This window comes from Chryseobacterium barbadense (assembly GCF_042849955.1).
Taxonomy (GTDB): Bacteria; Bacteroidota; Bacteroidia; order Flavobacteriales; family Weeksellaceae; genus Chryseobacterium.
The window spans coordinates 64,781-84,427 of sequence record NZ_BAAFHL010000008.1 but is presented as its reverse complement, the minus strand read 5'-3'; the positions used below and the strand labels follow the sequence as shown (position 1 = coordinate 84,427).

Here is a 19,647-nt window from a genome sequence, read left to right as displayed (position 1 = left end):
TTATGGTGTCAATGGCTTTTAATTTGTCATAGGATTCAATTTTCTTAACAGCAGTTTCAACGAATGCTTCACCGCGTAATTCAACTTTTTCTTGCTGAATGGTAACGGATTTGATTGAAGCGGAAACGTCGTTTTTTAGATCGGATATATTTATCAACCTGCCAAGATCATCAAAGTAATTTTTGACGTCTCCAAATGCGATCTTAACGAGTTCCTGAAGAATCATTGTTTGGGTAATGTCAAGTTCTTCAGCTTTTTTTTCTTGCCTTTCTTTAAGGAAGTTTTGAACCTTAACATTTCCTAACAACCTTGTCCCTTGTTCACTTGCGGTTTTTTCGCTGTAACCCGCACGAATAGCAGACTGGGTTGCATTCAGATCAATCAAGTATTCTTCACAAAATTTTTGCTGTTTTTCAGTTAGTTTCATTTTATATTACAATTGAATTTTCTACTTCATTTCCAAAAACATCCCAACCATCTGTTGTATGTCTTGCAAACATTTCTAATTTTTCCGCATACGGAAAGCATCTTTCAATAATTTCTCGAAATACTTCGGGTTTTTTAGAATGGCAAGGATAACCATTGACATAAGGCCTTTTAGCTTCAATGACGCTTTCTGGAATATTATCAACAGCTTTTAAATTACCTTTCCTGCAGAACAAAAGAAATTCGCTTGAAATTCTTACAACACCCCCTAATCCTCCTCCCATTTTATTTTTTTTCCAAGTAATACAGGCTACATATTCAAATCCCCATGCATTAATGACTTTGAGGGCTTGTAATAAATATTTATTAGTTACCCATAAAAATAAAACTGCATCTTTGTCAGCTAAATCTTTAACCGGAAGTGCTGCAATTTCATCTACGGTCATTGTCATATATGGAAGATCTTCACTTTTATTAACATCACTATTCCATATCTGCTTTCCTTCCACTACCTTGTAATTTGATAATTTTCTACCTGCTTTTTGAATCCATGGTGCATCTGCATAAATTATCTTATATTTCATATTCCGATCTTTTTTAAGGCTCTTGGTGATAAGTAGAATTTAATATCCGGATCATTGGCGATGTCTTCAATTGTTTTATAGGTTGATTTTCCCCGTAATAAGTGTCCGTTTTCTAAACAAATCATGAATTCCCGATCATTTATGAAAACCACATCATCAGCAATTTCATAATCATTTACCAGGAAGAAACATTTTTCATTTGCCTTGATGTATTGGTGTAATTCTTCAGCATCGAAGTCAATATCTGATTCACCTAAACTGTTTTTCTCTTCTCGTGTTTCCGGTTTTTCCAATGGCTTTCCATTCTCATCGCATGGAATAAACATCCAAACCGCGTTTCCTTGCTTCATGAAATTTGCATAATTTGGTATTTCGGTGATGAATTGAAGAACCGTGTATTTCGGCTCTCCAACTCTGTCTTTTACTTTTGTGTACATTTTCTCACTTTGCATTTGCACAAAGTCAGTCATTGACATTAATTCCAGGTTTTCCATTTTTATTATTGATTTTTAAGTTTATAGATAGTTACAAATTTAATGAATTTATGTAACAATGTTACATATTTCTAAGCTTAAAGATTTTATTTTAAAACCTTTTGAAACAATTCTTTGTAGTGTTGAATTTCCCTTTCTTCGGAACAACATTCAATGAATTCTTCCATTGCTTCTTTCATTTCAGGTTCCTTGTTTCTGGATAATAAATTGAAGAATTTCAAGGCTAAAAGATTGTAGTCTTTTTGTAGTTGGTTGATAAAAGATTCTTGACTATTTATCACCTCATCATATCGCTTCATTAACTTGGATTTTTCCGTTGAAAAAAGGAAAGTAAGTACATACAATAGGAAAAACAATGATGAAGTTGCTGTTAGGATAATTTCTAATGTTGTCATATTATTCGGTAAATGTGTTATTTTCAACTCTATTTTTTAGGCGGTTCACTTTGAAATTTTTTTGATCTTCAATCATAGGATTAATAGAAGGAAACATAAATTTCATTTGCTCAATCATTATTTCAACATCTGCCATTTCTGAAGCTAAATTTTTAAATGTTTCTTGTGTGTCTTTTCTCATAAACTTTCTTGCCGACAATGCCAATTTCAAGGCTGCTTGTGCAAGTTCCGTTGCTTCTTCCTGAAGCATTTCCATTTGGGCTACATGCCCCCATTTATCAACTGCCATTTGATAAACTTCTTGTCTGTTTTCTAAGTTCATAAAGTTATATTTTGATTTGTTAATATTTTTGTGGATTCCCCTAATCTATGTGCAAGGTGTTATCCTGTTTGTGTTGTTTAAGGCCCTGGGTGATATGAAATTCTTCACCTTTTTGCAATCCGGCCTGTAACCCCATCTGTGTATAAAGCAAATCCGTTTTGGTGGTTTTTATTTTCATATTCATGGCATTAAATTGTTCTTTAACTTTCTGATCTTTTTTAATAACCATCAATCCGGTTTGTTCTGGAAGATTTGAAACTTTGTCTTTATACATTTCTTCCATTTTCCAGGAAACCTTCAATAAAAAGCCCTTGATAAAAGATGAAGAAACGGTTCTGCCATGGTAGAAAAATAACGCTTCTTTGCCTTCAGGTGATTTCAAATAAAGGTCCTTTTCTTTCAGGCACGTTTTTACAATAAGATTGTAGAAATAGGCGCAAAGCTCCGTATCTTCTTCAAAGCCAAAGAATGCAATTCTTTTATTGTTGTAGAAATATTCACAATCAAACAATCTTGTTAAGTCGTTGTAAAATATCCCAAGATCATACCCGGACGGAATCAAATCAACTTCCTTCAAAATACACTTTTCACCAACGTATGGATCCGAAATGTCGTGTTCTGAAATATAGTATTCCCGCATTAATTCATTGGCTTTCTGTAAAGCTGCCATTGCTTCAGCTTCAGTTGCTCCGTTTTCCTGGTTCTTTTCCAGAAGGGCACGAACCCTTTTAATAATTTTGTCTCTACTCATTTTATTAATTTATTTTATAATTTTTCAAATTCAATTTCGATCCTGGGAATAGTGCCAAATATTTTTTCACTTTCAACCTTTGCAATTACAGCATCATCGGTGAAGACAATTCCATTCATGGCATCCATGGTACCTTTCATAAGATTATCAGTCAAATCCGGCTTTGTGGTTTTATAAAATTTTGTCCCGGCTTCAAGTGCATCAAGTTTCTTTTTGGTCCAATTTTTAAGCGGTGGAAAAATAAATGTTACTTTGACTTTTAATGCTGTATTGAAGGGAATAAACCCCGTTGGAAGCTGTGATTTTACATCAAATGCAATGTTCCTTTCGTTCTGGATGACTTCAACTTTTTGATAGGACCGGACAAATGATTTTTTTACAGTTTTTTGAATCCTGAACCTGGCAGATTGTTTTGGTTGTGGAATTCCTAATATTTTAAGTTTTAAAGTCATTTTAATTTTTGTTTAAAATTGTAAAGTGCTGATTTATAGCTTCTATTCTTTTGATACATGGAGATGAAACTTCTAAAATCATCATTCCTGGTTGTGTAGTTTTTCCCAATATTCAATCCAGGCTTCTTCTGTGAATTCTTTAAGGTTCTCTTTTTCAATGTATGCTTTAACAATACAGTCTTTGAAGTAGGTTAAGGGATCATTTTTCTGAACTCTTGGAATTTTGATCTTTTCCGGTTCATCTTTCCGAACAATATTTTCTGTTTTTTCTGGAACGAATGTTGACAGGACGGCTTCAATAAATCCCACCTTGACAGTTTTAAGACCTCTTTTTTTAATCAGATCATAAAAAATTACGGTTCCTAAAACACCCCCTTCTAATTGCAATCTTCTGTATTCTGCAATATAAAATTTGGTTCTATCAGCTTTTTTTTGTTCTGGTGTATGTTGTGTTTCCGGTGGTTCCAGAAAGGCTTTTATATTATTTTTACCAATTTTATATTGTTCGTCAACGGTCTTGTGGTAGATATATGCAGCTTTGACTTCTCCCAATTTTAAACGGTCAATTTCACGATACAATTGGATTCTGGATGAATTACCATTTTCGTCCGGTTCACTGAACAATTTCTTATCTGCAGCAAGTTCCAGGGCAAGGAAATATTCATCCGGTGTAAGTTCACATTTTGAAGCAAAGGCATAGATTTCCGCTTCTGCAATTTCCGCTTCAGCATCACTTTCAAATTTTGGGTTGATGAAACTTAATAATCTTGCTGTAAATTCCGCAATAACCTCATCATTCGATAATTTCAGCGTCGATTGTGATATTTCCGCCCTCACTATTTCCGGCAGCTTTTTGACTAAGTTTTCGGGCAAGTAAGGTCCGAGCGGAAACTTTCCCGGATGAATTAAAACTTCCTGTGGAATTTCCGGTCTTGTTGTTAGTGCTGTTGTTGAATTGTTTTGTTCCATAATCTTCATTTGTTAACCAAGCATATTTGAATCCCTGCCAACTGTGTTCAGCACAGTTTCTTATTGCTTCAGGGAATGGATAATTATTTTTTTCGCATTCTCTCATTACGCCTTCAATCACGCTTTCAGTGAATGAAGCCCTTTTATTTTTCCGGGCCTGGATCCAATCATCAGCATGTTTTTCCAAAACACCCAGGTCCAAAAGTTTTTTCTTGAAACTTTCTTTTGTGAAATACTTTTCATTTTCTTTTTTTGCGGAACTTTTTTCTTTTTGATCTGATCCGGTATTTACCTCATCAGGAATTTCAGGAAAAGTTTCACCTGGATTTTCTTTTTTTATATTTTTTCCTTTTGCTTCTTTTTTAAAAGAAGAATTAGTTTTGTTTATGTTTAGTTTATTAATGGGTACACTTTGTGGTACGGTTTGCGGTACGCTTTGTGGTACGGTTTGCGGTTCACTTTGTGGCTCACTGTGATCCGCAAAAGGAATTATTTCATAAACAGAAGATTGATTTCCGGTTCTCTGTTTCCATTTTATTCGTCCTAATTGATATAAAACATTCCTTGCTCTTTTAATGGATGCAGAACTTAAACCCGTTTTGACCTGTAAGGTTGATATAGCTACCGTAAATTCTACTTTCCATCCCGTTTTATTATTTATATGCATCAATCCATGCCATAAAGTAATTACAGAATCTGAAACGGAATTTGTTTCAAGCCAATCGTAAAACGAATTTATTTCTTTGATATAGTTCATTACTACCAATGAGTTTTTAATATTCTTTTTCTTTTAGGAATGAAAATCCTAATTATGATGTGTGGAATTATCATCTGCTTATGTTTTCTTTCTGATTACAAAATCCGGGAACGGACATTCCTTTTGGCTATCTGCAGGAATAAGACTTATATTTCGTTTCCGGATCGAAGGAATCATATATTCATTTGTGGTCCTGGTTAAGTCTGAAATCAGGCATTTATTTTCAATAACTCCGATATGAAAGCGGGTGTTGACATTTTCAAATATCATTTCAGAAATATTGTCCGGCCTTGGGGCCTTTATACAAGTTGCGGAAAGCGTGTATTTTTCCTTTTTCTCCCAAGCAACGATGTCACCGACTTCAAGTTTTGTTTCCTTTGCCGGAATGATGTCAAATTCACTTTCAAGATCTTCTACAAATTCAACTGAAGTTTGTGTTCCGGTTCTTTTGAGTGCATAGGACAAACAAGTGTCCTTCTTGTTGATAGTGGTTTCAAAAAGTTTTTTCATGATTATTGTTCCTTATCAAAATAGAGTTGGTAAAATTTCCCCTTATCGTCTTGGCCCTGCTCCAACATATTGCGATCACCGTGAATGTAGATATGGAAGTTTTTATCAAGTTTTATGATACTTTTAAAATGTCTTTGCATCTTTTTTACGGCTGTTGGGTTGATTCCAAATTCTTCAGCAACATTGATTTGCATATCTTGTTCATAATCGGATTTGAAATTTTCAAAACTATCAATCACATCTTGGTCCTGTAAAACCTCATCAGTGAATTCTTTCAAGGTGAACTGATCTTTTTCTTTGAAGAAATTCAGGGATTTGTTCAGAAAATTAACCTGGTCAACTTTTGTCACTTCAAATTCCTGGGGAAGCTGCTTTGTGATATAATCTTTGTAGATCATTAAGGATTCCTGTGTGTGGAAATATTCATCATCACGTTGTTTTACATGCAGGAAATTTTCAAACCAATAGTACATATCCCCGTTTTTGTTGTTGTCAACAACTGAAAGGACAAATCCGGTTTCTTTATTGTTATTGTAGATCAATGCAGCTTTGTCAATTTTTACCAAACTGATCCCCTGATCCTTTTCAACCTCTAAACTTCCGTTCTGGAAAGAAAATTTAAGGAATGGTTGTCTTTTTTCAGTTTTGAAAATTCCGATCTTATCAACGCTTTCCGGGCTTCCATCACCTTCAAATAAGACAATGAATAGTTCACCGCCTTGGATCCGTGGATTTTCTGCAGATTCATAAAGATGTTTTGCAAGGGTTTCCGATTCCCAAAGAAACTTTGATTTATCTTCAAAAATTTCAGATACCGAATTGTAAACCGGATTGTTCACCAGGTAAGAATCACTGTAAAACTGGAAGGTTTCTTCTGATTTAAAAGATCCTAAAAAGAAGTTCTGAAGTAGTTCAGACATTTCTTCATTAAGCTGCAATTCATCTTGTGAAATAATTAATGATTCGCCGTTGATCTTGTTTCCAACTCTGTGTGCAATTATTTTCATTTTATTAAACTTTAAATTATTATTCTAAATCTTTGATGTTACAAGGAAAGCGGTAACCGTTTGATTTTTCGCAGGTAACAGCGTTACCACTTACGCTTATAACTTTTACTTTTTCACCCTTTTTCGCCCAAAAACTTTTTCCAAATTTTGCATCTTTGTTAAGGGTTTTTGTTTCGCCAACCATGACTAAATTGTTTCTTTTATAAAGGCTTCAGTTTGGATTTTATGTCCGTAATCCTTAATAAGTTCTAACAAAAGCGGATGTAATTCAGTCATTTCTATGGGTATTATGATTGTTCTTCTTTTTGCGAAAATTTTACAATCAATATTCCTGTATCTGATTTTTCGATGAATTTTATATCTTGAATCATTATCATCTTTGGAAAAACCTCTTACCCTTGGATGTCCTTTGAATGTTTTCATTTTGAAATGGGTTTAAAAAGCATTGTTATATTTTGTATTTATATTCAAGAAAAGAAAGTGTATTTTCTATTTCTACATTGTTCCCCCTGTTTATGATTGCCACAAAACGATCAATAAAATCTTCATTCATAATATTGGAATTATCAACCGTTATGTTATTTATTAGACATCTTCCTTCTGCTTCTTCCAGGATATCAGAATCCGAAAAATCCCCCAAATCGTTAACCTCATCTGCATCAACCAAATCATATTTATCCTTTGCGTATTTTTCAAGATCAAAATCAAAATATGACATTGCTTCTTCCTGCCAATTATCATGTTGTTTTTGGAACATGTATTTTGCAAAATTTTCGTCTTTGATTTTATCCAAGAAATGTTGAAGCGGTTTTTCTTCATAGTTGAAAGAACTTCCATCTTCCATAACTATTTGAATTATTCTATCTGACATATTATTTTGGTTTTATTATTAACTTTAATTCAATACAAGCGTCTTTAAAATCCTTTGAAATCAGCCGGATAACCTTTTTATTATTCCAGATATAAAACCCGGCCGGATCCTTACCTAAATAATATTCGTCACTGACTTTCATAAGGGATTTATTTTTTATAGTATGCTTGAAATCTTACTACATCCGGATATTCCGGTGATCTTATTAATCCGTCACCCATTCCGGCCAAAGTTTCCGCCCCGGCATCATCAATAACAACACGGCTGTCAATTTCTTTTGGTACTCTAAAACAGATCTGAACGGGATAATTTACTTTAGCATCCCCGGTGATAACTTTTGTAGATGCTCTTTGAGTAGCTGAAATAATTCTGTAACCAACGGACCGTCCTTTTTGTAGAAGAATTCGCAGGTTTTCTTCTAATGGTTTTAATTCGCCGGTTTTTTCGCGCTTCATTTTAGGTTCAATGATAACAGTTCCGTCAAGCCCTAATTGTGGTTTATAGGTTCCCACCTGCACCATTTCATAAATATCAAGATCTTTTCCTTTCCTTGAAGCTGCAACGGCATCTGCAAATTCATCGAATACAACCAATGTTTTTTGTTTGGTTCCAGACTTGATGAAAGCGTTCATTTCATCAACCAGGTTTTTCATTTCTTCTTCAATTTCAAGGATTTCATTGAACACCTGAACACCTGGAACATTCTTATATTTTAAGAATTCATACTTTGGATCGAAAATCACAATTCTATCAACACCCGCTTCCTTCACATACTCAATTGTTGATTCAATGCAAACTGATTTTCCGCTTCCTGTGGCTCCGCAAATTAAAATGTGTGGGGTGGAGTGGTTATTTAAGTCCCAGTGAATAATTTGACCAAAATTGTCTTTCCCAATTGGAATTTTCATTTCAGACAGATCTTCTTTGTTCCATAATAAATCACGGTCCCTTTTTTTAGAAATTTCAACACCTAAATAGGATTGACCGTCATACACTGTAAGATCTTTTGAAATTCTTACATTGGAAACATTCAAGGCATTTGCGATATCAAGTTTATGTGACTGAATGGAAGCGATCTTCACACCGGCCGAAACTTTAAGCAAAAATGTATTGCTTGAAAAACCTATGAACTCATGTTCTACTTTTGTTATAATATTGAACCCTCTAAGCGCGTGTTCTATTTTTTCACTATGTGGCATATCTTTATTTGCTAAATCGTATTGAATAAACTGTGAAGCGTTATTTCTGAATTGTTTGATAACTTTTGGATTAATCATTTGAATGGAAGAATCCTTTACTTTTTTAAGCCTTTTTTCGATCAGGTCCCGTTTGGCTTCTTCAATGTCGAAATCTTCAATTTCTGAAATCTGTGTTTTTGCCCAGAATTCATAAATTTCTGCCTTATCAACAAAGCTGTCATTGTCATTTATCAGGAATATATAATCCGGATCCGCAACGGCTTCAATCATTCTTTTTAAAGGCTCATATAAAAGGGCTTCATATAATCTTCTTGTGTTGAGGTCCAGAGAAATTTTGAAAACGTTCAGTTGCGGGGCGTTGTCCCTGTTTTTAGAATATTTGTTTTCAATAAACCAAACTTCATTAACCACCAATCCGTTCCGGGATTCATACCCTTTTACATAAGTCATTGCCTGTTTTCCGATACTCAATGACAATTCTTCTTCTGTTGAAAATCCATTCTTTGATTTATGGTCAATGATTGCAACTTTATCTTCAAAAGTTTTCACAACCAGGTCAATTTGAAGATTACAGATCAAAGGGATATCAACCCCGTTGATCGTAACAAATTCACTGAAATAAATTTCAACATCAAGAATTTCCTTTATATCCTTTTCAAATCCTGCAGATTCCGCAAAGAAGTTCCCCAGAAGTGAATTCACAATCCTTGTGGCTTTGATTTTACAATCTTCAACAGAAGGTGTTGTTTTTTGGATTTTCCAATCATTTGCAGGGACTTCATCAATGAAGTTGAAAGCAAGGATTTCTGCATCTACAATTGAAATTGGATTGCCTTCTTTCTTACTATTGAAATAATGCTGCAAGGCGTAATGGTATGCTTTCCCGGCGACCGTTGACGCTGTTGATTTTGACCTGTAACCATAAATGTAGATCATTTCAAAGGCCTTTTCATTTCGGGAAAACTGCATCAACTTGGAATAACTCCAACTGTTTATTAAATAGTTGCTGTTATGGCTTTCAAGTTGTTCTGGTGTGTATGATTTATAAATACTCATGGCATTTCAGGGGCTTTGTTATCAGGGGTTTTGCGGGTATTTCTATTTTTCAACCCTTGTTTTTTTGCGTTTACTACATCACCGGCATCACTCATTTGTTCAAATGATTTATCAAATTCAATTTCCAGATCTTCAACCTTTCCAAGTTTATTGCATACATCAAATAATTTTTGACCTTTTAAGAATGTTCCGGATTCATCACATGGATAAGGTTTCCCTTTATACATTTTGCATGGAAGTTTCACGTCTCCAACTTTATATGCAGTCCGGTTGATCCCCCAATGAACAGCAGCCCTTTTGAAGCTGTCTGAAGTTTCCCCTTTCTTTGCAGAAGTCGTTGTTTCTTCACCGTTATCACCTTTCCAAACCCATTCACCAGAAACATTAATTCCGATTTCGCAGAATTGTTTCCCTTTACATTCAAAATATCTTGATTGCCAATTCCAGGGATCAACACATTCATCCAAATGTTCCTGAACATCCCTGCTATCAACATAACCTATCATTATAACATGGGTGGGATTTACTTTGTCCGGGAATGCCCGTTGAACTCTCCATTTTAAGGGAATTGGTTTTTTTAATTTTGCTATTTGTACCGTTGTTGCTGACATTTTTTTAAGTTTTAAAGGATTGATACTTCTTCTAAAATGATAGTGCCGGAAGAATTTGAATCAAAGGAATGAATCACTTCAACCACCTTCCATTTGATTTTTCCGATTGTAATGAAGTGGCCAACATTTGGCGGTGAGACATAACAGCTTCTCGCCAAAAATTTACCTTCTGCATTTTCAAATGTGAATTCTCTTTCTAATCTCACCATCACGGTTGAAGCGAAATCATCAAGTAATACATCAATTTCGTGTGCAATCTTTGTTTTATCCGTAAGGTTAAACAGCTTAATCAATCTTTCTTTTGTCGTTTCCATTTATTTGCTGTTTTTTAAATTTTCATAACCGGCCAACGTTGCAATCACAGAAGATTTAAAAAATCTTAAATTATAATCAGCCCTTGTGAAATAGGATCCGTTTAAGATTGGAACCATATCAAACCTATTTTTGAATCTATTTTTCAACTTTCCCATGGCTTAAATTTTTCCGTATCCGTAATTTGCCCACAATTCATTTTGTTCTGCCTTGTATTCGTTGAAAGATTGAATTTCCCTTTCTTCAGAACCTAACAAGTATTGTCTTAAATCATCAAGTTTTTTTTCAAGGTGATTGTCAATTACACATACTTTTAAATCATCACATTCCAGGTTATAAGAACCGGTTTCCGTTCTAACAATTGACCAATACGCATTGTTATCAGCCATAAATAATCCGAACCAATTTGTTCCGGGTGCGTTACCCTCATTAACTTCAAATTCTTGAAATTTTAATTGGTTTGCCAATTGTGCTGCTGTCTGAAAATCTTTTCCATTAAAAGAATTTGATTTTCTAACTGATTGTTGTAAATTTGTCTTTAACATTATGGTTTAACATTTTTTGTTGAACATCTGCCATCCATTGCCGTGGGTGGCTTTTTATTTTCCTTTTATTGCTTGTGCTAATGCAAGTCTTTTTGCTTTTGAACCTCTACGGGTTAGGATTCTTTGGGGATCAATCACAGCTTCCACACTGTTTGTATTCTCTTTATTCTCGATAGATTCCAACGCGTCTAATTCATAATTAATTAATTCATGTTCCTTAAATAGCTTATCTATCTTATCGCCAAGTTTCCAGAGTTTCACCCGTAGAGCTTCTATTTTGGTTTTATTATCCATGTCATATTGCATCAATAATTTCTTGAATATCTTCTTCATAGATTTCTGCATTGGTCCATCCGGTATGCCTTTGGAAAGACTGAATAATGAAAATGTTTTCAATCTTTTCTGAACCCCTGTAAGCGTTCAAATAAATTGCTGATTCTCTTTTTCCTGTATCGGCAGCAATTTTTAATCTCAAATCATAATCTTCTTGAATTTTACGGTAAACCGTAGGCTTGATTTTTCTTGGAATTGTTATATTTGCTTGCTCTTTCATTTTGAATTATCATTTTGATATAGCAAATATAAAGAAACTTTATATTTAAAAACAAATTTAATATAAAGAAACTTTATTATTTTGTTTTAAATCATTGATAATCAGTATAAAAAAATACAATGGAATTAAAGGAAAGAATAAAGAAAGTTGTCAAGCATTTGATAGGGAAAGGTGTTGCGCCAACACAAAAGGATTTGGGTTATCTTATGGGATATAAGACTGAATCAGGCTTTTCCCAGGTTATAAATCAAAAAGTTGCAATGCCTGAAGATTTTATTGATAGGCTTTGTTCTTTTGATGAGAGACTAAATAAAGATTGGATCATTAATAATAAAGATTCAATGCTTTTTAATAAAGATACTTTATATAAAGAGAGGGTTGACACTGTTACGCCGGTTCCATTTGAAAATTATATGATGGTGGAATATGTCGACTTATCTGTTGCTGCGGGTGAACTTGGGGGTAATAATGTTGATGAACTTCCGGAATCAAAAAAAAGATTGGTCCCAAAAGAATTTGATAACGGTGAATATCTTGTGACAAGAGTTGATGGTGATTCAATGGATGATGGCAGTAAATATAGCATTCCAGATGGAACTGAAATACTTATAAAAAAATATTACTTACATAATGGTGATAAGTTGCCAATCCGGAATAATTTATTTGTAATTAATGCCAAAGACGGAAAGGCTCTAAAACAAATAATTGAACATAATACTGATGAAGGGTTCATTGTTTGCCACTCTTATAATCCAGATTTTAAAGATTATAAAGTTTATATGGAAGATATTATTGAAATATTCCTTTATAGAAAGATTGTTTCACTTAGGCCGCCAATTCCAGATATTAAAAATTAACCAAATAAAAAAATAGCTATGAAAAAATTATTTCTATTATGTTTTATTTCAATTATTATTTGTTCTTGTAGTAATTCTAATGATGAGAATGAACAGTCCATGACTTTTAATGGTAATTGGATAGGAACTTATTCCGGAACCGATCATGGGACATGGAAGATTAATATTTCTAATTCTGGAAATGTAACGGGATCTGCACACTCAAATGATTATAATGAAGATTTTGAAATAAGTGGAAATGTTAATAACAACGGACAACTTAACGCGGTGTTAGGCAGTTCGTCAAGCGGTGGGACATTCAAAGGAACTTTGTCCGGAAATTCTGGAAATGGAACATGGTCTAATAATGTAGGAACTCCACATTCTGGATCTTGGAATGGTAATAAACAATAAAATTATGAATGATGAATTAAAGTCCTTATTGTACGTTGTGATTAAAAATCAATGTAAAATGATGGTTATGTTGGAGAATATTGAAAGAGAAATAGAAACAAATAATTATAATCCCGACTATAATAGTCCAGAATGGATTTCACTTCAAGAACAGATTGCAATCAATAGACATAACTTATCAATGTCCTTATTTAAAGAATGTCTTTTAGAAGCAAAAATTATTCAATCAGAAAATTTAGAAATATGAATAAAAAACTTATATTATTATTGTTATTTATCTCATTTTTTAGTTTTGCTCAAAGGGCAAAGTTTAGTGAATACTTCAATTCATATAAAGATAAATCATATAGTCTTTTTATTGATTATAAAAAAGATAAATATACTGTTTGGGTTGGGCTTCCTTCAAATGATTTAATTTCTGATTTTACCTATGTTCAATTTACTAATAAAGATAATGTTGAATTTTTGAACGCCTTCAAATTGGCTCAAAATAAATTTAATGAATGGAAGAAAGTAAATGATAAAGAAAAACTGAATTCAGTCGTTAAAGACATGGATATTGAATCTAAAAAGTTTCATTATTCTTTTGTTTTAGGTGATAATTTATACAACACTAATTCAGATAAGTTAAAATTCAAATTTATCGTTGAAAACGATATTCCTTATTGTGTTTTTTATGCAAAAGGTTTAGCAAGTTCTACGAATAGCTATATTAGAATGAACGGGTTTGAATTAAGATTTTCCAATGATGAAGACTTTTCAAATTTCTTTGAGAAATTAAAAAAGGAAAGTATTTTAAGTTTTATTGAGAAAGACGAACACAAAAAGAAACTATTGCAATAGAATGGAGACAACTAAGCCTTACATATCTGATCTTAACATGCTGAAGGCAATTGATATTTTAAAAGAATCTGGGGAAATTCCATTCAAAGTGGTTGCCTATGATGTTATGAACGTTGATACTTCTTGGGTAAATAGAATTGAAAAACAAGATAAGTATAAAAGGGGTGTTCATTTTACTGCAGAACACATTAGGTTGTTTTGCGATCACTTTAAAATTAATTCTAATTATATTTTCGGCCTGGAATCAAATATGTATCGAAAGTAAAAATCTTTTAAAATAGGTAGTTTACATGTGTTCCAATCGTGCAAAATACCGTGCAAAAATGTATAAAAAACAATAAATTATTAATCCGCAAGATGTTGAAAATCAACGTGAATGAAAAATAATAATCCAGGAAAAAAGGACTTAAAATCCTGTGCCTCTTTTGGCGTGCGGGTTCAAGTCCCGCCTGGGGTACAAGACCCTCTGTAACTTTGTTACGGAGGGTTTTTTGTTTTTAGGCATTAAAAAAGATATTAGAACGGATCATGATCACATTCTAATATCAAAATTTAAATCTAAGTATTGCTGTATCGTTTTACCCCTTTATAAAAGTTTTGGTCAGTACTGTTTTATGGGTAGAGATTTTTAGGAAGTAAACACCATTCGAAAGAGAGGAAATGTCAATTTTTTCTTCGCAGGATCCTTTGAATAATTTCATTTTTCCCGACAAAGCAACTGAGCCTTTTGAATCAATAATTTGAAATGAAACTTCTTTTTCGCCCGACTTAAAATTAATATTAAGCTGCTGACTGGCAGGATTCGGATATATTCTGAAATCATTTGCAGGTATTGTAGAATCATTTGCTGCTAAGCTGCCGCTTGTACATACCGGAATCCTGTTTATTCCGTCAATGTCCCAAGATGTCTGCACAGGAATGCACAACCAGTTCAAAACGGTTGGCAAGTGATCCGTTTCTCTCGTAGTAGATAAATAGTTTAGAATTTTGAAATTATTCACGGTATTCAAATCACGGGTTGGATTTCCGGTAATTGTTACATTATTGGAGTTCGGACTTGAATCTGCTAAACTATTTCCTGAAGCTTCATAACACTTCCAATTGGCGAGTAATTGAGAATAAAACGGATGTGAAGATGTAATATCCTGATGAGCCCAATCGACAATAACATGATTAGGGAGAGCTGATTTCCAAACCCGGATATCTTTATAGGAAGCAGCCAGATTGAGGCTATAAGCATTGGTTCCATCCTGATTGATTGTAAAAGGAAGCCCGGAATCTATGTTTCCTATTGTATTCATCTTCGCAAAAGATACAGGAACGCCATCTTCATACATGGTAACGAGCCCGTCTCTGTCAAAAGTTACGGCAATATGTTTCCATTTATTCGTTTCTGCTTTTCCTCCTACCAGATCAATCCTGTTAGTGCCGTCTCCGATATTCATTTTAAAAGTTTGCCCTGAATACCCGGAAATGACAAATCCTTTATTTTTACCATTGGCCCAATTTTTATTACTGATCATTACCGGATCACTGGAATAAGACGCATTGGGTTTTACCCAAAATTCAATCGTAAAATCCTGGTTTGCTCCAAAATTGAATGCATTTTGATTGGTAGGTTTCGCATAGGTCCCGGCCGGGAAATTCAACTGATTGAAGGTTTTATTCGACTCCAAAATTGTTTTACTGATCTGTTGAGGAGTAAAAGACGGATTGGAGTACACCGTAAAAATATTTCTTTCCGAAAGGTTTCCTCCACCATGTCCATTGTCCACAGCTCCATGGTCTGTTGTGAGTACAACCAGCCAGTCTTCATTATTATAAGAAGGCCTGTTTTTCATGGCTGTAACAATTTCTCCGATATAAGTGTCTGTTGTCTGTATTGCAGAAGTATATTGGGAAACCGTAGAAGAAAATCCGTACGAGTGCCCTGCATGATCCACATCATCAAAATCAATAAATAAAATATCAGGATTATCATTTTGTAAAGCACTTACAGCTGCATTTTTAACGGCCAAATCTGTGGAAAGATTGGTTTGAACATCTGCATTCTGAACAATTTTATCATTAATGGGTGCCCAATGAGCAAGAGAAATTGTCCTTAAATTAGAATTATATGTTTCTGCGCGGGTTAGGAAATCCGGATAATTAGCATAATTAGGATTTGTGAAACTATTGTCCTGTACATTATGTTTCGTGTGCCATACTCCTGTCAACATAGTGCTCCAGCCGTTTCCGCTCCAGGTTGTTGCTGCGCAAAGCCCATCTAAAGAATAAATAGATTCATTGATCAGCGTGTGAATGTTGGGCGTGTTGGCAGCCATCATTACATCCGCCCTGCAACCATCAATACCAATAAAAAGCACTTTTTTGGTTTGAGCTCCAAAAAGACAGCTTATTAAGACTGCCATGGAAAATAGTTTTGTTTTCATAAAATAGATTGCTTTAAAAATAAAAGTTTACAAATAGTAATTTTAATTTAATTATTGTAAAATTAATTTACTATTTGTAAACAATTATCAACGGAAAGTTAATTAATGAATAACTTAATAATAATAGACTGAGGCTGATAAAGAAAGTTTATCATGAAAGACGTGTTAAAGAATTTTTTCAGCCTCAGAAATAGTATGGAAGATGTAATCCGGGTTGGAGTTTTCCAGCTCAGTTTTACTTTGTGCTCCGGAAAGAACAGCAATCGTTAAACCACAACCGGCATTTTTTCCTTCTTCAATATCAATGACGGAATCCCCGGCTTTCAGAACTTTTTCAGGTTCGGTGATATTGAATTTTTTCATTGCCAGATGAATCATTTCAGGGCTTGGACGGCTTTCTGAAACATCGTCTGCCGTAATCAGGGCATCAAAATGAACATTTTCCTTCCAGTGTAATTTATTTAAAAGCTGCAGGGCTATCTCGGAAGTATAGCCTGTATTTAGAACCACTTTTTTGTTTTTTGACCTCATAGAGATAAGAAAATCTTCCACTCCGTTAATAGGTTTTACATCAAGGGTCTGATAGGCTTCTTTCAGATGGTCTGAAAAATTCTCAAAAATAGGCAATGCTTCATCCTCATTCCCTCCGATTTCTTTTAATAAGCTTGTAATGGCTTCCAGTTTTTCCATTCCTGCGCAGGTAGATAAAACTTTTTCCAGTGAGACATTATAGCCGTAATCGTTCACGGCATTCATCACGGTTTTATAGACTACGTTATCTTCATCAACGGTTGTTCCGGCCATATCCAGAACTAATAATTCTATGTTCTTCATTGAAATTATGCGTAAATTTTTTCTATGTTAAATTTGGAGAAGCCCCCGCTTCCCGTCATCCCTTTTCCTCCGATACCCGTTACAATATGAATATTTGCGGAAGGGCTGTGTTCAAAAATATCTTTGGTTTTACATTGGGAATAAACCCCAAACCATCTTCTTTGGATTTCGTAGGTAGGAAGATCAATGATTTTTTTTGCTTCATTGATCATGAATTCATCAATTTCCATATTTAGATCGTATCCCAGGTCATCGGCATTTTTGGCATCGGCGTATTCATGAGAATCCCCCAGGATTACAGAGCCATCCAGAGCCTGCTTAAACAGAATATGAATTCCAAATTTCTTCCAGAAAGAGTTTTTATCTTCAGAGGCTTTTATTGCATTGAAAGAAGGGCATTCACTGAAAGACTCATATCTTCTTATAGAAAGCCCGGTTAAAATGTTTCCCGGAAGAGAATAAATTCCCTGCGGTTTGGTCTGAAGCATCTGAAGTTTGCTTACTTCCAAATCGCTTTCATTGAATACATTAGGATATAAGGTTTTAAACTCATGTCCGCCGCAGATGATCAGCTTTGAAGCATGAAACTCTGTTCCTTCCGAAGTAAGGGCAATACATTTTTTATCATCCTCATGGGTTTCAACTACCGTGGTATTATAGAAAATCTGCAATCCGAATTTTTCCTGTAAAAGGCAATGAAGCTTGATGATCATCTCAGCAGAGTCCACGGATAATTCCTGCGGAAAAAATAATCCGCCTTTGCAATAGGTGGAGCGCAACCCGTCAAATTTTTTGATACAGTCGCTTTTTGATAAAAGAACAGACTCGTAGTTATTATTCTTATTGATTTCAAAAAGCTCTTCGATAAGCTGAAGCTCTTCATCATTCGAAGCAATGTAGACGGAGCCGTTTTTGCGTATCGTTAAATCTGCCTGATCATGAAGTTCATTATATATTGCAAGGCTTTCTCTTCCGAAATTTTGCCATTTGAGGTCCATTCCGGACGGAACTACCTGTCCGAAATTCCTCACCGTTGCCCCCTGAGGAATGGAATTTCTCTCCAGAATAGCCACTTTAAGATTTTTCTTTAAAGCATGATAAGCATGGAATGTTCCTAAAATACCACCTCCTACAACGATTAAGTCAAATTTTGTTGTCATTTATTATATTTTATAAAATATTCGAAGTATCGAAATTGATGAATGTGTTAGAATTTGGTTTTGATTTCGGCTTTGCCTTTTTTCTGAAAGCGATAACAGCGATGACAGAGGCTGCTAAAACAATAGCTGCGATAATATAATTCAGCGTAATATAAAAATGAAGCCATGAGATTTTTGCTGAACCAAAATTTTTATACAGTAAGATCAAAACGCTTCCCAAATAACCAAAAGAATCGACTACGTAAATTAGAAAGCCTACATTTCCTTTAATATGGAAAGCGGCAATCATACGGTCAAAATAAATTCCGTTGAAAGGGATGTAGCAGATATACATTCCGAAACCGGAAAGAACCATCCATATAAAAGGGGATATGGTTCCTGTCTGGAATAAATAGGTTGAGAGACCAACTGCCAGAATTCCTGCAAAAAGGATGTAATGATAGTATTGAAAGGCTTTTTTATTGTTCTTTACCTTCACCATTATGCTTAAGATCAATAAAACCATTACTGCAATGGGAATTTCCGTTAACGTGAAAATGGAACTGTCGAATCTAAAATGGAGACCGTCCCAGATTTCCCGACTGAAATTATCCCTGAAATCCCGTAAAACAGTCAGGCTTACATACAATACAATAATGCAGACGACAGGAATAAAGAACTGGCGGATCAGTTCTTTCCTTTCAGGCCTGTTCAGGGGCTGTCTTTTATTTTTAAGCATAATATCTTCTTCAGACGGATTTGGGGTTCTTTCCAGCAAAAAACCAAAGAAGATCAACGGAATAATGAAAACTAAACCTGTGAAAAAAGGCATCCAGAATTCTGAGATGGAGAATGTATCCATTAAAAATTTCCCGGCAGTTTTAGTAAACCCTGAAGAAACTACGAAGCTGGAACATAAGAAAAGCCCGATGATTTCTGTTGCTTTTCTTCCTTCCACATAGGAGAAAACAATTCCCCAGATCATCCCGAGCGGAATGCCGTTAATAAACATAAAGATAATATTGTAAGGAGCCGGAACAGCTGCAAATCCCAGTAAGGCAATCTCAGCAACAGCAATAAAAGTGAATAGATAAAAGATTCTTTTCTCCGGCTTTAGTTCTGAAATAAATTGTATCCCGATGAATTTTGAAATGAAATATCCTATAGCCTGAGCGATAATGATCAATATCTTGTAATCTATTCCGAAGTAGGATAACCCTTCAAAAGATGCTACCGTAAAAGGTTTTCTGAATCCGTACATACAGAAGTAGACACCGAAAGCAGCGAATGCTACCTTCAGTGTTACCCATGATTTGTTGATGGTTTGAGCCATTG

General features: G+C 34.5%; 29 protein-coding genes. 5 read left to right on the top strand and 24 right to left on the bottom strand.

Annotated elements, in window-relative coordinates; translation table 11 throughout:
• The 20 genes from ACGHIN_RS06080 to ACGHIN_RS05985 form a co-directional block, all read right to left on the bottom strand.
• The coding region (locus tag ACGHIN_RS06080; protein ID WP_390451781.1) for a terminase small subunit at positions 1-427 on the bottom strand (427 nt) is incomplete at its 3' end.
• 1 nt (position 428) lies between these two features.
• Entirely contained in the window at positions 429-1,010 is a 582-nt protein-coding gene (locus ACGHIN_RS06075) for an MT-A70 family methyltransferase (RefSeq protein ID WP_390451779.1), read from the bottom strand.
• Positions 1,007-1,504, bottom strand: coding sequence for a hypothetical protein (locus ACGHIN_RS06070; RefSeq protein ID WP_390451777.1), 498 nt, complete (start codon positions 1,502-1,504; stop codon positions 1,007-1,009). The genes ACGHIN_RS06075 and ACGHIN_RS06070 overlap by 4 nt, the downstream gene beginning before the upstream one ends.
• Before the next feature lie 86 nt (positions 1,505-1,590).
• Positions 1,591-1,899, bottom strand: a complete 309-nt coding sequence (locus ACGHIN_RS06065) for a hypothetical protein (RefSeq protein WP_390451775.1) — start codon at positions 1,897-1,899, stop codon at positions 1,591-1,593.
• A 1-nt stretch (position 1,900) separates the two neighbouring features.
• Entirely contained in the window at positions 1,901-2,221 is a 321-nt protein-coding gene (locus ACGHIN_RS06060; RefSeq protein ID WP_390451773.1) for a nucleoside triphosphate pyrophosphohydrolase family protein, read from the bottom strand.
• 40 nt (positions 2,222-2,261) lie between these two features.
• Complete coding sequence (locus ACGHIN_RS06055; RefSeq protein WP_390451772.1) at positions 2,262-2,972, bottom strand: DUF2786 domain-containing protein; 711 nt, start codon at positions 2,970-2,972, stop codon at positions 2,262-2,264.
• A 14-nt stretch (positions 2,973-2,986) separates the two neighbouring features.
• On the bottom strand, positions 2,987-3,424 hold the full coding sequence (locus ACGHIN_RS06050) for a RusA family crossover junction endodeoxyribonuclease (RefSeq protein WP_390451770.1): 438 nt from the start codon (positions 3,422-3,424) through the stop codon (positions 2,987-2,989).
• 81 nt (positions 3,425-3,505) lie between these two features.
• The gene (locus ACGHIN_RS06045; protein ID WP_390451768.1) at positions 3,506-4,261 is read right to left on the bottom strand and encodes a hypothetical protein; all 756 of its coding nucleotides are present in this window, start codon (positions 4,259-4,261) and stop codon (positions 3,506-3,508) included.
• A complete protein-coding gene (locus tag ACGHIN_RS06040; RefSeq protein ID WP_390451766.1) occupies positions 4,218-5,150 on the bottom strand; it encodes a hypothetical protein in 933 nt (310 codons plus the stop codon). Before ACGHIN_RS06040 ends, ACGHIN_RS06045 begins: the two co-directional genes overlap by 44 nt.
• 78 nt (positions 5,151-5,228) lie before the next feature.
• Positions 5,229-5,660 (bottom strand): hypothetical protein, encoded by a 432-nt coding sequence (locus ACGHIN_RS06035; protein ID WP_390451765.1) that lies wholly within the window; start codon positions 5,658-5,660, stop codon positions 5,229-5,231.
• A gap of 2 nt (positions 5,661-5,662) precedes the next feature.
• Positions 5,663-6,667: a nucleoid-associated protein gene (locus tag ACGHIN_RS06030; protein ID WP_390451763.1), complete on the bottom strand. Its 1,005-nt coding sequence runs from the start codon at positions 6,665-6,667 to the stop codon at positions 5,663-5,665.
• A 19-nt stretch (positions 6,668-6,686) separates the two neighbouring features.
• The gene (locus ACGHIN_RS06025; RefSeq protein ID WP_390451761.1) at positions 6,687-6,851 is read right to left on the bottom strand and encodes a hypothetical protein; all 165 of its coding nucleotides are present in this window, start codon (positions 6,849-6,851) and stop codon (positions 6,687-6,689) included.
• 2 nt (positions 6,852-6,853) lie between these two features.
• On the bottom strand, positions 6,854-7,090 hold the full coding sequence (locus ACGHIN_RS06020) for a hypothetical protein (RefSeq protein WP_390451760.1): 237 nt from the start codon (positions 7,088-7,090) through the stop codon (positions 6,854-6,856).
• A 25-nt stretch (positions 7,091-7,115) separates the two neighbouring features.
• Positions 7,116-7,538, bottom strand: a complete 423-nt coding sequence (locus ACGHIN_RS06015) for a hypothetical protein (RefSeq protein WP_390451759.1) — start codon at positions 7,536-7,538, stop codon at positions 7,116-7,118.
• 149 nt (positions 7,539-7,687) lie between these two features.
• The gene (locus ACGHIN_RS06010) at positions 7,688-9,793 is read right to left on the bottom strand and encodes a DNA translocase FtsK (protein ID WP_390451758.1); all 2,106 of its coding nucleotides are present in this window, start codon (positions 9,791-9,793) and stop codon (positions 7,688-7,690) included.
• Positions 9,790-10,404 (bottom strand): hypothetical protein, encoded by a 615-nt coding sequence (locus ACGHIN_RS06005; RefSeq protein ID WP_390451756.1) that lies wholly within the window; start codon positions 10,402-10,404, stop codon positions 9,790-9,792. Before ACGHIN_RS06005 ends, ACGHIN_RS06010 begins: the two co-directional genes overlap by 4 nt.
• A gap of 11 nt (positions 10,405-10,415) precedes the next feature.
• Positions 10,416-10,718: a hypothetical protein gene (locus ACGHIN_RS06000; protein WP_390451754.1), complete on the bottom strand. Its 303-nt coding sequence runs from the start codon at positions 10,716-10,718 to the stop codon at positions 10,416-10,418.
• A 159-nt stretch (positions 10,719-10,877) separates the two neighbouring features.
• A complete protein-coding gene (locus ACGHIN_RS05995) occupies positions 10,878-11,261 on the bottom strand; it encodes a hypothetical protein (RefSeq protein WP_390451753.1) in 384 nt (127 codons plus the stop codon).
• A gap of 54 nt (positions 11,262-11,315) precedes the next feature.
• The gene (locus ACGHIN_RS05990; protein WP_390451752.1) at positions 11,316-11,594 is read right to left on the bottom strand and encodes a hypothetical protein; all 279 of its coding nucleotides are present in this window, start codon (positions 11,592-11,594) and stop codon (positions 11,316-11,318) included.
• Positions 11,557-11,814 (bottom strand): hypothetical protein, encoded by a 258-nt coding sequence (locus ACGHIN_RS05985; protein WP_390451750.1) that lies wholly within the window; start codon positions 11,812-11,814, stop codon positions 11,557-11,559. The genes ACGHIN_RS05990 and ACGHIN_RS05985 overlap by 38 nt, the downstream gene beginning before the upstream one ends.
• A 119-nt stretch (positions 11,815-11,933) precedes the next feature.
• Here ACGHIN_RS05985 and ACGHIN_RS05980 point away from each other — a divergent pair, with 119 nt between their 5' ends.
• The 5 genes from ACGHIN_RS05980 to ACGHIN_RS05960 all read left to right on the top strand — a co-directional run bounded on the left by ACGHIN_RS05980 (position 11,934) and on the right by ACGHIN_RS05960 (position 14,172).
• A complete protein-coding gene (locus tag ACGHIN_RS05980; RefSeq protein WP_390451748.1) occupies positions 11,934-12,671 on the top strand; it encodes a S24 family peptidase in 738 nt (245 codons plus the stop codon).
• Positions 12,672-12,770: 99 nt separating this feature from the next.
• On the top strand, positions 12,771-13,064 hold the full coding sequence (locus ACGHIN_RS05975) for a hypothetical protein (RefSeq protein WP_390451747.1): 294 nt from the start codon (positions 12,771-12,773) through the stop codon (positions 13,062-13,064).
• Positions 13,065-13,068: 4 nt separating this feature from the next.
• Entirely contained in the window at positions 13,069-13,311 is a 243-nt protein-coding gene (locus ACGHIN_RS05970; RefSeq protein WP_390451745.1) for a hypothetical protein, read from the top strand.
• A complete protein-coding gene (locus ACGHIN_RS05965) occupies positions 13,308-13,907 on the top strand; it encodes a hypothetical protein (protein ID WP_390451744.1) in 600 nt (199 codons plus the stop codon). Before ACGHIN_RS05970 ends, ACGHIN_RS05965 begins: the two co-directional genes overlap by 4 nt.
• A gap of 1 nt (position 13,908) precedes the next feature.
• On the top strand, positions 13,909-14,172 hold the full coding sequence (locus ACGHIN_RS05960) for a hypothetical protein (RefSeq protein ID WP_390451742.1): 264 nt from the start codon (positions 13,909-13,911) through the stop codon (positions 14,170-14,172).
• Positions 14,173-14,485: 313 nt separating this feature from the next.
• On the opposite strand, the gene ACGHIN_RS05955 is transcribed toward ACGHIN_RS05960, so the two are convergent.
• The 4 genes from ACGHIN_RS05955 to ACGHIN_RS05940 form a co-directional block, all read right to left on the bottom strand.
• On the bottom strand, positions 14,486-16,318 hold the full coding sequence (locus tag ACGHIN_RS05955) for an alkaline phosphatase family protein (protein WP_390451741.1): 1,833 nt from the start codon (positions 16,316-16,318) through the stop codon (positions 14,486-14,488).
• Between the two features lie 186 nt (positions 16,319-16,504).
• Positions 16,505-17,173, bottom strand: coding sequence for an HAD-IA family hydrolase (locus tag ACGHIN_RS05950; RefSeq protein WP_390451739.1), 669 nt, complete (start codon positions 17,171-17,173; stop codon positions 16,505-16,507).
• A gap of 5 nt (positions 17,174-17,178) precedes the next feature.
• On the bottom strand, positions 17,179-18,333 hold the full coding sequence (locus tag ACGHIN_RS05945) for a TIGR03364 family FAD-dependent oxidoreductase (RefSeq protein ID WP_390451737.1): 1,155 nt from the start codon (positions 18,331-18,333) through the stop codon (positions 17,179-17,181).
• Positions 18,334-18,343: 10 nt separating this feature from the next.
• The gene (locus ACGHIN_RS05940; RefSeq protein ID WP_390451735.1) at positions 18,344-19,645 is read right to left on the bottom strand and encodes a DUF5690 family protein; all 1,302 of its coding nucleotides are present in this window, start codon (positions 19,643-19,645) and stop codon (positions 18,344-18,346) included.
• Positions 19,646-19,647: the final 2 nt, after the last annotated feature.